General features: G+C 74.6%; 13 protein-coding genes. 3 read left to right on the top strand and 10 right to left on the bottom strand.

All coding sequences use genetic code 11. The features are described 5' to 3' along the window. Positions 1–274 precede the first annotated feature (274 nt). Entirely contained in the window at positions 275–1,021 is a 747-nt protein-coding gene (locus KJS59_RS11225; protein WP_213452776.1) for a helix-turn-helix domain-containing protein, read from the top strand. Here KJS59_RS11225 and ung read toward each other — a convergent pair. The 7 genes from ung to glmS are packed head-to-tail and all read right to left on the bottom strand — an operon-like array spanning position 1,018 to position 8,227. Further along, the gene (gene ung, locus KJS59_RS11220; protein WP_213452775.1) at positions 1,018–1,716 is read right to left on the bottom strand and encodes a uracil-DNA glycosylase; all 699 of its coding nucleotides are present in this window, start codon (positions 1,714–1,716) and stop codon (positions 1,018–1,020) included. The genes KJS59_RS11225 and ung overlap by 4 nt on opposite strands. Continuing rightward, on the bottom strand, positions 1,713–2,201 hold the full coding sequence (gene tsaE / locus KJS59_RS11215; protein WP_213452774.1) for a tRNA (adenosine(37)-N6)-threonylcarbamoyltransferase complex ATPase subunit type 1 TsaE: 489 nt from the start codon (positions 2,199–2,201) through the stop codon (positions 1,713–1,715). The genes ung and tsaE overlap by 4 nt, the downstream gene beginning before the upstream one ends. Next, entirely contained in the window at positions 2,198–3,295 is a 1,098-nt protein-coding gene (locus tag KJS59_RS11210; RefSeq protein WP_213452773.1) for an alpha/beta fold hydrolase, read from the bottom strand. The genes tsaE and KJS59_RS11210 overlap by 4 nt, the downstream gene beginning before the upstream one ends. Next, positions 3,292–4,410, bottom strand: a complete 1,119-nt coding sequence (alr, locus tag KJS59_RS11205) for an alanine racemase (protein ID WP_213452772.1) — start codon at positions 4,408–4,410, stop codon at positions 3,292–3,294. The genes KJS59_RS11210 and alr overlap by 4 nt, the downstream gene beginning before the upstream one ends. 42 nt (positions 4,411–4,452) lie before the next feature. After that, positions 4,453–5,904, bottom strand: a complete 1,452-nt coding sequence (locus KJS59_RS11200; RefSeq protein WP_213452771.1) for an NAD(P)H-hydrate dehydratase — start codon at positions 5,902–5,904, stop codon at positions 4,453–4,455. 41 nt (positions 5,905–5,945) lie between these two features. Continuing rightward, positions 5,946–6,314, bottom strand: coding sequence for a holo-ACP synthase (locus KJS59_RS11195; protein WP_213452770.1), 369 nt, complete (start codon positions 6,312–6,314; stop codon positions 5,946–5,948). Positions 6,315–6,340: 26 nt separating this feature from the next. After that, a complete protein-coding gene (glmS, locus tag KJS59_RS11190) occupies positions 6,341–8,227 on the bottom strand; it encodes a glutamine--fructose-6-phosphate transaminase (isomerizing) (protein WP_213452769.1) in 1,887 nt (628 codons plus the stop codon). A 227-nt stretch (positions 8,228–8,454) separates the two neighbouring features. Here glmS and KJS59_RS11185 point away from each other — a divergent pair, with 227 nt between their 5' ends. Then, on the top strand, positions 8,455–9,297 hold the full coding sequence (locus KJS59_RS11185; RefSeq protein ID WP_213452768.1) for an MmpS family transport accessory protein: 843 nt from the start codon (positions 8,455–8,457) through the stop codon (positions 9,295–9,297). A gap of 6 nt (positions 9,298–9,303) precedes the next feature. Then, positions 9,304–10,482, top strand: a complete 1,179-nt coding sequence (locus KJS59_RS11180) for a pyridoxal phosphate-dependent aminotransferase (RefSeq protein ID WP_283775769.1) — start codon at positions 9,304–9,306, stop codon at positions 10,480–10,482. A gap of 82 nt (positions 10,483–10,564) precedes the next feature. Here KJS59_RS11180 and glmM read toward each other — a convergent pair whose 3' ends face one another. The 3 genes from glmM to rplM all read right to left on the bottom strand — a co-directional run bounded on the left by glmM (position 10,565) and on the right by rplM (position 12,956). Continuing rightward, on the bottom strand, positions 10,565–11,917 hold the full coding sequence (glmM, locus tag KJS59_RS11175; protein WP_213452767.1) for a phosphoglucosamine mutase: 1,353 nt from the start codon (positions 11,915–11,917) through the stop codon (positions 10,565–10,567). Between the two features lie 92 nt (positions 11,918–12,009). Beyond that, positions 12,010–12,489: a 30S ribosomal protein S9 gene (gene rpsI, locus KJS59_RS11170; RefSeq protein WP_213452766.1), complete on the bottom strand. Its 480-nt coding sequence runs from the start codon at positions 12,487–12,489 to the stop codon at positions 12,010–12,012. Between the two features lie 23 nt (positions 12,490–12,512). Next, positions 12,513–12,956, bottom strand: a complete 444-nt coding sequence (gene rplM / locus KJS59_RS11165; protein ID WP_213452765.1) for a 50S ribosomal protein L13 — start codon at positions 12,954–12,956, stop codon at positions 12,513–12,515. Between the last annotated feature and the right edge of the window lie 75 nt (positions 12,957–13,031).

The raw sequence follows: 13,031 nt of genomic DNA, 5'->3' as shown, positions 1-13,031 counted from the left end.
GCCCCGCCCGCCCCCTCGCCGGAGCCCGCCCCCTACGCCCGACCGGCCCGCGTCCCCACGCCCGCGACCGGCCCGCTTCCGGTGGACATTCTGTTCTCAAACCCTGTGCGTCGCACGCACAAGAACTGCGCGGGACGCACAGTCCCCAGCAGACACATGTCATCCCCGGCGGAGCGGCCGGCGGTGCCAGGAGATCGGGCGGTGACCGGCCGCGAGGATCCGCCTCGCCGCACCGACTTTATCCACAGCTCCATCCACAGGACGGAAGCTGTGGATGACGTCGGCCGCCGAGCGGTGGCAGCCTCGGGGCGTGGGGCGGCTGAGCGACGAGATGCGGGCCGTGCTGCGCAGCGAGCGCGAGCGCACGGGGTTGAGCCAGGTGCGGCTGGCCCGCCGGGCGGGGGTGTCGGCGTCGCTGGTCTCGCGGATCGAGTCCGGTCGGGTGCGGCCCACGATCGCCCAGGCCGAGCGCCTGCTCGCGGCGCTGAACCGCCAGCTCGTGCTGGCGACCGAGCCGCTGGGCGCCGACCTGGACGCCGAGTTCGACGCCGTGGCCTCGCTCAGTCTGGCGGACCGGCTCGCACCGCTGCTAGAACCGGGCGTCTACCACGACCTGGCGGTACTCCTCCCCGCCGTCGTGGAGGGGCCGCTCGCCGCGCTGATCCAGGGCGTTCCGCTGCCCGTCGCCGGGCTCGACCTGGTGATCGAGCACGGCAGCGCCGCCGCGCTGGCCGAGTGGCTCAAGCGGCGGGGCGCGCAGCGCTGGCATCCCCGCTGGCGGGAGTTCCGGCTGCTGCCGTTCGATCCGCTGGCGCCGCTGCCGCCGCGGTACCGGATCGGGTTCGTCGAGCTGCGGGTGCGGCTGTGCGAGCGACTGCCGGAGGCGCTGGAGGTCCGGGTGCCGCCCCGGCGCGGCGTGGCGGACGCGGTGATCCGCGTGCTGCCGCTGGCGGAGGTGGAACTCGCCGACCCGCACTGCGCCCGGATGCTCCGGCGCTACCGGGAGCGGCAGGGCGGCTAGAGGAGGCGGTCCGGGGCGCTGAGATCCCAGTCGACCGGCGGCAGGCCGGCGTCGGCCAGGGCCTTGTTGGCGGCGCTGAACGGCCGGCAGCCGAGGAACCCGCGCGGGTTCAGCGGACTGGGGTGCCCCGCTTCCAGGACCACGTGCGCCGGGTTGGTGATCAGGGCGGCCTTGCGGCGGGCGAAGGCGCCCCAGAGCAGGAAGACGACGCGGCGGTCGCGGTCGTTGAGGGCGGCGATCGTGGCGTCGGTGAACTCCTCCCAGCCACGGCCGGCGTGCGAGCCGGCGGCGCCCGCACGGACGGTCAGGACCGCGTTGAGCAGCAGCACCCCCTGGGTGGTCCAACCCGTGAGGTCGCCGTGGCGGGGCGGCGGGCAGCCGACGTCGGCGACCAGCTCCTTGAATATGTTGCGCAGGCTCGGCGGTACCGGCACACCGGGGCGGACGCTGAAGCTCAACCCGTGCGCCTGCCCGGCGCGGTGGTACGGGTCCTGGCCAAGGATGAGCACCCGGGTCTCCGCCGGCGCGCACCGGCGGTACGCGGCGAACAGGTCCTCGACCGGCGGGTACACGGTGTGGTCGGCGTACTCGGCGGCGACGAAGGCGGACAGGTCGGCCAGCGCGGCCGGGGCGAGCCGGGGCTCGATCAGCCCCCACCACGCGGGCGGGACCCGGCCGGCGAGGTCGGGGGTCACCGGCGGGCCGCCGGGGTGAGGGCGCCGATCCGGCCGGCCCAGTCGCCGCCGCAGGGCACGAGTTCGACGACGCGGGAGTCGTCCGGGCGGCGGTCGATGCGGACCTGGAGGTGGGCGTCGGCGAGCTGCTCCACCATGCCCTCGCCCCACTCGACCACGGTGACCGAGTCGTCCAGGGAGGCGTCCAGGTCCAGGTCGTCCACCTCGGCGCGCGGGTCCGAGACGGCGCCCAGCCGGTACGCGTCCACGTGGACCAGCGGGATGCCGCCGCCGTGGGCGGTGTCCGGGCGGTGCACCCGGGCGATGACGAAGGTGGGCGACGTGACGTCGCCGGTGACCTTCAACCCGGCGCCGATGCCCTGGGTGAGGGCGGTCTTGCCGGCGCCCAGCGGGCCGGTGAGCAGCACCAGGTCGCCGGGGCGCAGCACCTGGGCGAGGCGCCGCCCGTACGCCCGGGTCTCCTCCACCGTGGACAGTCTCGTCATCCCTCGACCTTCTCCAGGAAGTCGGCCAGCGCCGCGTTCACCTCGCCGGCGTGCTCCAGCATCACCACGTGCCCGCTGTTCGGGACCACCACGAACTCCGCTTCCGGGAGGTACTTGACGATCTCCTGGGAGTGGGCGAGCGGCGTGATCAGATCCTGGTCCCCGACGATGACCAGGGTGGGCGTGTCGCGCAGGGCGACCAGCGCCGGGTACCGCGCGTGAGTGTAGAGGGTGCGCAGGTACCGGGCGACCGTGTCCGTGGTGGTGTGCCCGTTCATCTGCTCGACGAACGTCACCAGCGCCGGGCTGGGCCGGTGCGTGCCGAAGCCGTACCGGCGGGTGAGCAGCCAGGCCAGGTCGGAGGATGCCTGGCGGGCCCGGTCCAGGGCGCTGCCGGTGAACCGGGCGGCGCCGCCGAGCAGCGGCAGCAGCGGCCCGCCGGCCCGGGCGATCAGCGCCGGAAGGCCCATCTTGGCCTGCTCCAGCGCGCCGCCCGAGGTGGCGATCAGCACCACCCCGGCCACCCGGTCCTCGAAGTACTCGGGGTACAACTCGGCGAAGGCCATGACGGTCATGCCGCCCATGGAGTGGCCGACCAGGATGACCTTGCCGGTCGGGACGATCTGGTCCAGCACCGCGCGCAGCGACTCGCCGAGCGCCGGCAGTTCGTACTCGCCGCTCTCCAGCCGCCCGGAGCGGCCGTGGCCGGGCTGGTCGTAGAAGACCAGGCGACGGCCGCCGCGGGCGGCCAGCAGCTTGCGCTGGAAGTAGAACGTGCCCATGTCGAGGCAGAAGCCGTGCACGAAGACGATCGTGGGGGCGGCCGGCGTGCGGGCGGTCGGCTCCCCCGCCACGACCTCCACGTAGAGGTCCGTGCCGTCCGGCGCCTCGATCATCCGGGACTCGTCGAACGGCTGGCTCCCGAACGGCTCGTCCGCGTACGGGTCGGCGGTGCCGCGCTTGGTGCGGCGCACCACGGCGCGCTCGGCGGCGATACCGGCGGCCACCCCGGCCGCCGCGATGCCGAGGGCCGCGCCGAGGACGCCGGCGCGGCGCCTGGCCTTCGACGCGCGGGCGCGGCCGGGGTGGGTCACGGCTGGTCCCCGGCGTAGACGCGGGGCACCCGGACCCCCCCGAACCGGGTGACGATCTCGTAGTTGATGGTGTCGGCGGCCGCCGCCCAGTCGTCGGCGGTCGGCTCGCCGCCGCGGCCGTCGCCGAACAGCACCGCCACGTCGCCGGGCCGGACCCGGGTGTCGCCGCAGTCCACCACGATCTGGTCCATGCAGACCCGGCCGGCGATCCGGTGGACCTCGCCGCCCAGCAGCACCGGACCGGAGTTGGACGCGTGCCGGGGCACCCCGTCCCCGTAGCCGAGCGGGACCACGGCGAGCGTGGTCTCCCGCTCCGTGGTGTAGGTGTGGCCGTAGGAGACGCCGGTGCCCGGCGGGACCCGCTTGGTGAGCAGCACCCGGGCCCGGGCGGTCATCGCGGGGCGCAGGCCGAACGTCTCGCCGGCCACCGGGGAGAGCCCGTAGACGGCGATCCCCGCCCGGACCAGGTCGAAGTGGGTGTCCGGGCGGGTGAGCGTGGCCGCCGAGTTGGCGATGTGCCGCAGCCGCGGGGTGATCCCGTGCCGCTCGGCCCGCTCCAGGCCCTCCCGGAACAGGTGCAGTTGCCGGTCGATCGTGGGGTGGCCGGGCGCGTCCGCGTAGGCGAAGTGGCTCCACGCGCCGACGACCTCGACGGCGCCGTCCGCCTGCGCCTTCGCGGCCGCCTCCAGCAGGACCGGCCAGTCGCCGCCGGCGGCGCCGCCCCGGGACAGGCCCGTGTCGATCTTCAGGTGCAGGCGTGCGGGGCGCCCGGCGGCCCGCGCCGCGCCGACCGCCTCGGCCAGCAGTTCGGGGCCGCCGACGCCCAGGTCGACGCCGGCCGCGACGGCGCGGTCGAGCGGCACGCCCGGGGTGAGCAGCCAGGCCAGCACCGGCGCGGTGATCCCCGCCCCGCGCAGGGCCAGCGCCTCGTCCAGCGTGCAGACGCCCAGCCAGGTGGCCCCGCCCGCCAGGGCGGCCCGGGCGGCGGGCAGCATTCCGTGGCCGTACGCGTCGGCCTTCACCACCGCCATCACCTCGGCGGTGGTGCCGGCGCGCAGCCGCGTCACGTTCTCGCGGATCGCGTCCAGGTCGACGCGGACCTCGGCCTGCCACATGCTTTCCACAGTACTGGCGGCCTTTGCGCAGTACCGGTGGGGCTAGCGACCCAGCCGCCGCGGTCCGACGAGCGCGGCGATCGTGGGGCGCAGGGCGGCGGCCACGTCGGCCGCGGAGACCGGGCCCGACCGGGCCGCCTCCCGCCCGGCCAGGCCGTGCGCGTACGCGGCGGCGACGGCGGCGCGCTCGGGCTCCAGGCCGGCGGCGAGCAGCGAGCCGAGCAGGCCGGCGAGCACGTCACCGGTGCCGCCGGTGGCCAGCGCGGGCGTGCCGGTCGGGTTCGCCCACGCCCGCCCATCCGGCGTCGCCACGACGGTCCGGTCCCCCTTGAGCAGCACCACGGCGTTGACCCAGGCGGCGAGGCGCAGCGCGGCCGCGACCCGGTCCGCGCCCGGCGCCTCCCCCGCCAACCGGGCGAACTCCCGGTCGTGCGGGGTCAGCACGATCGGCGCCTGCCGGCGCAGCACCTCGGCCATCGACCCGTCCACCAGCAGGCTGATCGCGTCCGCGTCCAGCACGACGGGCAGCGAACTGGACAGCACGGTCCGGACCGCGGCGGCGGCCTGCTCGTCGGTGCCGATCCCGGAGCCGCAGACCCACGCCTGCACCCGTCCGGCCTCGGCGACCCGCTCGACGGCGACCGCGGACGGGTGGCTGGCGAGCACGTGCTCCCTCGCCCCGCCCGCGTACCGGACCATGCCCGCCGGGCCGGCGAGCGCCCCGCCGACGGACAGCACCCCGGCTCCGGGGTAGGTCGCGGAGCCGGTCGCCACCCCGACCACGCCCCGGCTGTACTTCTCCGAACCGGCGCCCGGGGTCGGCCACCACGCCGCGACGTCCGCCGCCTCCGGCACCCGCACCGCCGGCGCACCGCGCAGCCACGGTTCCAGGCCGATGTCGACCAGTTCCACCTGGCCCGCGTGCGGCGCCGCCGGGCCCACCACCAGTGCCGGCTTGAGGCAGCCGAACGTCACGGTCACGTCCGCGCGCACCGCCACGCCGGGCAGGTCGCCGGTGTCCACGGCGACGCCGCTCGGCACGTCCACCGCCACGACCGGCGCCCCCAGCGCGGCGACCCGCTCCACCGCGGCGGCTGCCGGATCGCGCAGGCCACCGGAGCCGCCGATCCCGACGATGCCGTCGACCACCAGGTCCGCGGCGGGTGGAACCTCCCGCACGACCCGGCCGCCGGCGCGGCGCAACGCCGCCAGGCCCTCCAGGTGGACCCGCTCGGGGGCCAGCAGGTGCGCCAGTACCGACGCACCGCGTTCAGCGAGCCGGGCGCCCGCGTACAGGGCGTCCCCGCCGTTGTTGCCGGCGCCGACGAGCAGCAGCACCGTGGCGCCGTAGACGCCGCCGCCGTCCTGGAGCAGCAGCGCGCACCGCCGGGCCAACCCGGCCGCCGCCCGCTGCATCAGAATTCCCGGCGGCAGGGTGGCCATCAGGGCCTCCTCGGCCGCCCGCACATCCGCCGCCCGCCAAGCGCCGCGCACAGGCCCACCCTCCCCGTTGTTGTGGTACCGCTGGGCGCCCGTCACCGCTCGGCGACGACCACAGCGGAGGCGATGCCGCCGTCATGGGACAGCGATAGGTGCCAGTGGATGACCCCGCGCTCCGCGGCGGCCGCCGCGACCGTCCCCGACACGGCCAGCCAGGGCCGGCCGTCCGGGTCCGCCACGATCTCGCAGTCGTGCCAGTGCAGCCCGCCCGGCGCGCCCAGCGACTTGGCGACCGCCTCCTTCGCCGCGAACCGCGCCGCCAGCGACTCCACCGACCGCGGGCTTCCCGACGGGGTGAACCGCTCGCCCTCGGTGAACAGCCGGTCCGCCAGCGGGGGCGTGCGCGCCAGCGCCCGGCCGAACCGCTCGACCGGCACGACATCGATGCCGACAGCCACGATCACCCGCTCACCGTACCGGCCGGAACGTCCTACTCGACCGTGACGGACTTGGCGAGGTTGCGGGGCTGGTCCACGTCGTGGCCGCGGGCGGCGGCGATCTCGCAGGCGAGCACCTGGAGCGGCACGGCGGTGACCAGCGGGGCGAGCAGGGTCGGCGTCCTGGGCACCCGGATCAGGTGGTCGGCGTACCGCTCGACCGCGGCGTCGCCCTCCTCGGCGATGACGATCGTGCGGGCACCCCGGGCGCGGACCTCCTGGATGTTCGACACGATCTTGTCGTGCAGGACCCCCCGGCCGGCGGGCGAGGGGACGATGCAGACGACCGGGCAGCCCTGGTCGATCAGGGCGATCGGCCCGTGCTTCAGCTCGCCGGCGGCGAAGCCCTCGGCGTGCATGTAGGCCAGTTCCTTGAGCTTGAGGGCACCCTCCAGGGCGACCGGGTAGCCGACGTGCCGGCCGATGAACAGCACCGTGCGGCTGGCGGCCAGGTCGCGGGCGAGTTCGCGGACCGGCTCCATCCGGTCCAGGACCGTCTCCACGGCCGCCGGGGTGGCGCGCAACTGGTGGACCACCGCCGCCACCTCGTCCGCGTACTTGATGCCGCGCACCTGGGCCAGGTGCAGGCCGACCAGGTAGCAGGCGACGAGTTGGGTGATGAACGCCTTGGTGGACGCGACCGCCACCTCGGGCCCGCCGTGGGTGTAGAGCACCGCGTCGGACTCGCGCGGGATGGTCGACCCGTTGGTGTTGCAGATGGCCAGCACCCGGGCCTTCTGCTCCTTCGCGTGGCGCAGCGCCATCAGGGTGTCCATCGTCTCGCCGGACTGGCTGATCGCCACGACCAGGGTGGACCGGTCCAGCACCGGGTCGCGGTAGCGGAACTCGCTGGCCAACTCGACCTCGCACGGGACGCGGGTCCAGTGCTCGATGGCGTACTTGGCGACCAGGCCGGCGTGGTACGCGGTACCGCAGGCGACGATGAAGACCTTGTCGACGTCGCGCAGGTCCTGGTCGCTGAGGCGGACCTCGTCCAGCAGGATCTCGCCGGTCTCGCCGAGCCGGCCGCGCAGCGTGTCGGCCATCGCCTGCGGCTGCTCGGCGATCTCCTTGAGCATGAAGTAGTCGTAGCCGCCCTTTTCGGCGGCGGAGGCGTCCCAGTCGATGTGGAAGTCCTTGCCGGCCGCCTCGGCGCCGCGGAAGTCGGTGATCTCGATGGCCTCCGGCGTGATCAGCACGACCTGGTCCTGGCCCAGTTCGACCGCGTCCCGGGTGTGCTCGATGAACGCGGCCACGTCGCTGGCGAGGTAGTTCTCGCCGGCGCCGCGGCCCACCACGAGCGGGGAGTTGCGCCGGGCGCCGACGACCGCGCCGGGCGCGTCGGTCGAGACGGCGAGCAGCGTGAAGGCGCCCTCGAGCCGGCTGGCGGTGCGCCGCATGGCCGCCGCGAGGCGCCGGCCCGGGTCGGGCTCGCCGTCCAGGTCGGCCCAGGCCGCGGCGAGCAGGTGCGCCACGCACTCGGTGTCGGTGTCGCTGGCGAACTCCACACCGCACGCCTCGATCTCGGCGCGCAGCTTGGCGAAGTTCTCGATGATGCCGTTGTGGATGACGGCGACCCGGCCATCGGCGGACAGGTGGGGGTGCGCGTTGCGGTCGGTCGGCCCGCCGTGGGTGGCCCACCGGGTGTGCCCGATGGCGGTGGCGCCGGTGCGGATCGCCTCGGTGTCGCCGGCGGCCGTCTCGCCGAGGGCCTTCTCCAGGTTGCCGAGCTTGCCGGCCTTCTTCAGGGTGCGCAGCTCACCGTCGCCGATGACCGCGACGCCGGCCGAGTCGTAGCCGCGGTACTCCAGCCGCCGCAGTCCGTCCAGCACGATGCCCAGTGCCGGCCGCCCGCCGACATAGCCCACTATTCCGCACATGGCCCGCAGCCTAACCCAGTTTCGCTCAGTGCACGTGTTCGGAAACCGCCCTTTCAATCAAAGTTGGTGCGCGATTCGCCCGGGGCGGTGCGTCGCCTTCGCGACAGTGGGTGCCGGTGGGGCGTCCGGGGGCTGGACGGGGAGCCCACCGCCTGGCCGGCACGCGCTACTTTGATCGGCGCGCCCGGAGCACGGGCCCGCTGTTGTTTCCGGGGAGGAAACCACCCATGTCGTACCCGCCGCCGCCCCCGTTCGACCCGAACCAGCCGAACCAGAACGACCCGAACGCGCCGTACCAGCCACCCGCTCCGTACCAGCCCTCCTCGCCCTACCAGCCGCCGGCGCAGCCCGGCCAGGGGCAGGAGCCGCCGACGATGCCGTACGGGCAGCCACCGCAGTCGGTGCCCCCGGCGCCGCCGCCGTACGACCCGCAGGCCGCTCCCCCGCCTCCGTACGACCCGCAGGCCGCGCCGCCACCGCCCGGGTACCAGCCGGGCCAGGGCGCGCCGTCGTACGCCCCACCGCCGGGCTACCCGCCCACACCCGAGTACGGCGCGCAGCCCGGGTACCCGCCGGTGCCGGGGGCGCCGGGTGTCCAGCCGCCGAAGAAGTCCAAGGCCCCGATGATCATCTCGATCGTGGTCGGTGTGGTGCTGGTGCTCTGCCTCGGCTGCGTCGGCGCCGGCTACCTCTGGTTCAAACAGGCCAAGGACACGCTCGAGTCGCTGCCGACCGCGCCGCCCACGTTCGACCTGCCGACCGGGGGACCGGGCACGGAGTCCGGCGGCGGCAGCGGCACGGGCAGCGGCAAGACCGTCCGGTACGAGGTGACCGGCAGCGGCGAGGCCACCGTCACCTACGCCGGCAGCGATGGGCACATCAAGCAGGAGAAGGTCACCCTGCCGTGGAGCAAGGAGGTCACCGCGGCGAACGACTTCTTCTTCGCCAGCCTGGTCGTGCTCCAGCTCGGCGAGAACAAGACGCTGGGCTGCAAGGTCTCGGCGGACGGCAAGGAGATCCGCAGCAAGGAGAGCCAGGGCGTGGTGAGCTGCTCCGGGATCGTGGAGTAAGCCGCCTTGACCGATCCACTGGTGCGCCGGATGCGCCCGTTCGGCACCACCATCTTCGCGGAGATGTCGGCGCTGGCGGTGCGCACCGGCGCGGTGAACCTGGGGCAGGGCTTCCCGGACACGGACGGGCCGGCGCAGATGCTGGCCGCGGCGGCCGAGGCGCTGCGCGGCGGCCGCAACCAGTACCCGCCGGGTCCGGGCATTCCGGAGCTGCGCGCCGCGGTCGCCGCCCACCAGCGCCGGTTCTGGGGGCTGGAGTACGACCCGGACGGCGAGGTGCTGATCACGGCCGGCGCGACCGAGGCGGTCGCCGCCGCGATCCTGGCGCTCTGCGAGCCCGGCGACGAGGTGGTCTGCTTCGAGCCGTACTACGACTCGTACGCCGCCTCGATCGCGCTGGCGGGCGCCGTGCGCCGCCCGGTGACCCTGTATCCCGGCCCGGAGGGGCGGTACCAGTTCGATCCGGCGGCCCTGCGCGCCGCGTTCGGCCCGCGTACCCGCCTCGTGCTGGTCAACTCGCCCCACAACCCGACCGGCAAGGTGTTCACCCGGGAGGAACTGGCGCTGGTCGCGCGGTTGTGTCAGGAGTTCGACGCGTACGCGGTGACCGACGAGGTGTACGAGCACCTGATCTTCACCGACGCGGCCACGCCGCACCTGCCGCTGGCCACGCTGCCCGGCATGCGCGAGCGCACCGTGCGCATCTCGTCCGCCGGCAAGACCTTCTCCTGTACCGGCTGGAAGATCGGCTGGGCGAGCGGGCCGGCGCCGCTGGTCTCCGCCGTGACCCGGGTCAAGCAGTTCCTCACCTACGTCAACGGCGCGCCGTTGCAGCCGGCGGTGGCCGTGGCGCTCGGCCTGGGCGACGACTACTACACCGCGTTCCGCGACGGCCTCCAGGCGCGGCGGGACCAGCTCCTGAGCGGCCTCGCGGACGCCGGCTTCGGGGTGCTGCGCCCGGAGGGCACCTACTTCGTGACGGCGGACATCACCCCGCTCGGCGGCACGGACGGGGTGGAGTTCTGCCGGTCGCTGCCGGAGCGGTGCGGCGTGGTGGCGGTGCCGACGCAGGTGTTCTACGACGACGCGGACGCCGGCCGCCGGCTGGTGCGGTTCGCGTTCTGCAAGCGGCCGGAGGTGCTCGCCGAGGCCGCCGACCGGCTGCGCGGCTACGCGAAGTCGTAGCGGTCCCGGTCGGCTCCCCGGAGCCGGACCGCAAGCGACTGACCCGCCGGGCTGGGTGCACCCGGTCCGGCGGGAGCGCCCGTCAGGTGGCGGGGCTGGCGGCGCGGACCGCGTCGGCGAGGCGCTCGGCGACGGCGCGAGCGGCGTCCTCGCTGCCCGCCTCCACCATCACCCGCACCAGCGGCTCCGTCCCGGACGGGCGCAGCAGCACCCGGCCTTTCTCACCCAGTTCGGCCTCGGCCGCCTCGGCGACGGCCAGCACCTCCGGGACCGAGGCGGCGACGGTCCGGTCGCCCACCCGGACGTTGATCAGCACCTGGGGCAGCTTGGTCATCACCCCGGCCAGGTCGGCCAGGGACCGGCCGGTGGCCGCCATCCGGGCCATGACGTGCAGGGCGGTGAGGACGCCGTCGCCGGTGGTCGCGTACGCGGGCAGCACCAGGTGGCCGCTCTGCTCGCCGCCCAGCGCCAGCGCCGAGGCGCGCAACTCCTCCAGCACGTACCGGTCGCCGACCTTCGTCTCGACCAGCCGGATGCCCTCCCGGGCCATCGCCAGGCGCAGCCCCAGGTTGCTCATCACCGTGGCGACCAGGGTGTCCGCGGTCAGCGCGCCGGCCTCCCGCATCGCCACCGCCAGGATCGCCATGAGCTGGTCGCCGTCCACCTCCGCGCCGGTGGCGTCGATCGCCAGGCAGCGGTCGGCGTCCCCGTCGTGGGCGACGCCCAGGGCGGCACCGTGCTCCCGGACCGCCGCGCGCAGGCTCTCCAGGTGGGTGGAGCCGCAGTCGTCGTTGATGTTCAACCCGTCCGGTTCGGCGTGGATCGCGATGACCTCGGCGCCGGCCTGCCGGTACGCCTCGGGGGCGACCCCGGACGCGGCACCGTTCGCGCAGTCCACCACGACCTTCAGCCCGTCGAGCCGGTGCGGCGCGGAGTCGACCAGGTGGCGCACGTAGTGGTCCGCGCCGTCCAGCAGGTCGTGCACCCGGCCGATCGCCGCGCCGGTCGGGCGCCGCCACCCGGCTCCGCCGGCCGCCACGGCCGCCTCGATGGCCAGTTCCACGTCGTCGGGGAGCTTGTGCCCACCCGGGGCGAACAGTTTGATGCCGTTGTCGGGCATCGGGTTGTGCGAGGCGGAGAGCATCACGCCCAGGTCTGCCTTGGTCTCGGCGACCAGGTACGCCACGGCGGGGGTGGGCAGCACGCCCACCCGCACGACCGTCGCGCCCGCGCTGGCCAGGCCCGCCACGACGGCGGCCTCCAGCATCTCGCCGCTGGCCCGCGGGTCGCGACCCACGATCGCCACCGGCGGGTGGCTGTGGTCCTGTTCAGCGAGCGTGTGCGCGGCCGCGACCGCGACCGTGAGCGCCAACTCCGGCGTGAGGTCGGCATTCGCCAGACCGCGCACCCCGTCGGTGCCGAAGAGCCGACCCATGGCTGTCCTCCTAGACGCCGTATCGAGGGGCGACGCGCGCCGGCCGGGCCACGCACCCCCATGGGGAGGTGCGTACCCGGCCGTCGGCACATTCAGCGCTTGGAGTACTGCGGAGCCTTACGGGCCTTCTTGAGGCCATACTTCTTGCTCTCCTTGACCCGGGCGTCCCGGGTGAGGAAGCCGGCCTTCTTCAGCGCCGGGCGGTCCTCGGTGTCGTTGGCGACCAGGGCCCGGGCGATGGCCAGGCGGAGCGCGCCGGCCTGGCCGGTGATGCCGCCGCCGCGCAGGTTTGCGATCACGTCAAAGGACTCGGCCTTCTCGGCGGTGACCAGCGGCTCCTTGATCAGCTGCTGGTGCACCTTGCTCGGGAAGTACGCCTCCAGCTGGCGCCCGTTGCAGGTAACGGTGCCGGTGCCGGGGACGATGCGCACCCGGACGATGGCCTCCTTGCGGCGGCCGACGGTCTGGATCGGGCGGTCCCCGCGGGGCACCCGGACCGGCGCCGAGGCGGGCGCCGCGGGCGGCTCGGCGACGGCGACAGCCGAGGGCACAGTGACGGAAGTGTCGGTCATGCTGCTAGTTCCTTCGCCCGCGCTCACTGCGCGATCTGCTTGATCTCGAACGGCACCGGCTGCTGCGCCGCGTGCGGGTGCTCGGCGCCGGGGTAGACCTTGAGCTTCTTGATCAGCTTCCGGCCCAGCCGGTTGTGCGGGAGCATGCCCTTGACGGCCAGCTCCACCGCGCGCTCGGGGCGCTTGGTCAGCAGCTCGTCGTACCCGACCTGCTTGAGGCCGCCCGGGTAGCCGGAGTGCCGGTACGCGACCTTGGTGTGCCGCTTGTTCCCGGTCAGCGCGACCTTCCCGGCGTTGATGACGATGACGAAGTCACCGGTGTCCACGTGCGGGGCGAACGTCGGCTTGTGCTTGCCGCGCAGCAGCGTGGCGGCGTGGGTGGCGAGCCGGCCCAGCACGACGTCGGAAGCGTCGATGACGTGCCACTGCCGCTCGATCTCACCCGGCTTAGGGCTGTACGTACGCACAGGTCTACCTTGTCTCGTCGTCGGTCTGGGGGCGCGCATCGGTCAAGCGGCTTTGCTACGCCCTCGACTGTCGCA

Origin of the sequence: Rhizomonospora bruguierae (assembly GCF_018397995.1) — a bacterium.
GTDB lineage: Bacteria > Actinomycetota > Actinomycetes > Mycobacteriales > Micromonosporaceae > Rhizomonospora > Rhizomonospora bruguierae.
The sequence above is the reverse complement of the archived record's forward strand: the minus strand, read 5'-3'. Positions and strand labels throughout refer to the sequence as shown.

What these genes read in the sequence shown, in the direction of transcription:
- rpsI (WP_213452766.1), bottom strand. Translation starts at nt 12,489, where the DNA reads ATGACCGACACTTCCGTCACTGTGCCCTCGGCTGTCGCCGTCGCCGAG.
- alr (WP_213452772.1), bottom strand. Translation starts at nt 4,410, where the DNA reads ATGTGGCAGGCCGAGGTCCGCGTCGACCTGGACGCGATCCGCGAGAAC.
- KJS59_RS11225 (WP_213452776.1), top strand. Translation starts at nt 275, where the DNA reads ATGACGTCGGCCGCCGAGCGGTGGCAGCCTCGGGGCGTGGGGCGGCTG.
- KJS59_RS11185 (WP_213452768.1), top strand. Translation starts at nt 8,455, where the DNA reads ATGTCGTACCCGCCGCCGCCCCCGTTCGACCCGAACCAGCCGAACCAG.
- glmS (WP_213452769.1), bottom strand. Translation starts at nt 8,227, where the DNA reads ATGTGCGGAATAGTGGGCTATGTCGGCGGGCGGCCGGCACTGGGCATC.
- glmM (WP_213452767.1), bottom strand. Translation starts at nt 11,917, where the DNA reads ATGGGTCGGCTCTTCGGCACCGACGGGGTGCGCGGTCTGGCGAATGCC.
- tsaE (WP_213452774.1), bottom strand. Translation starts at nt 2,201, where the DNA reads ATGACGAGACTGTCCACGGTGGAGGAGACCCGGGCGTACGGGCGGCGC.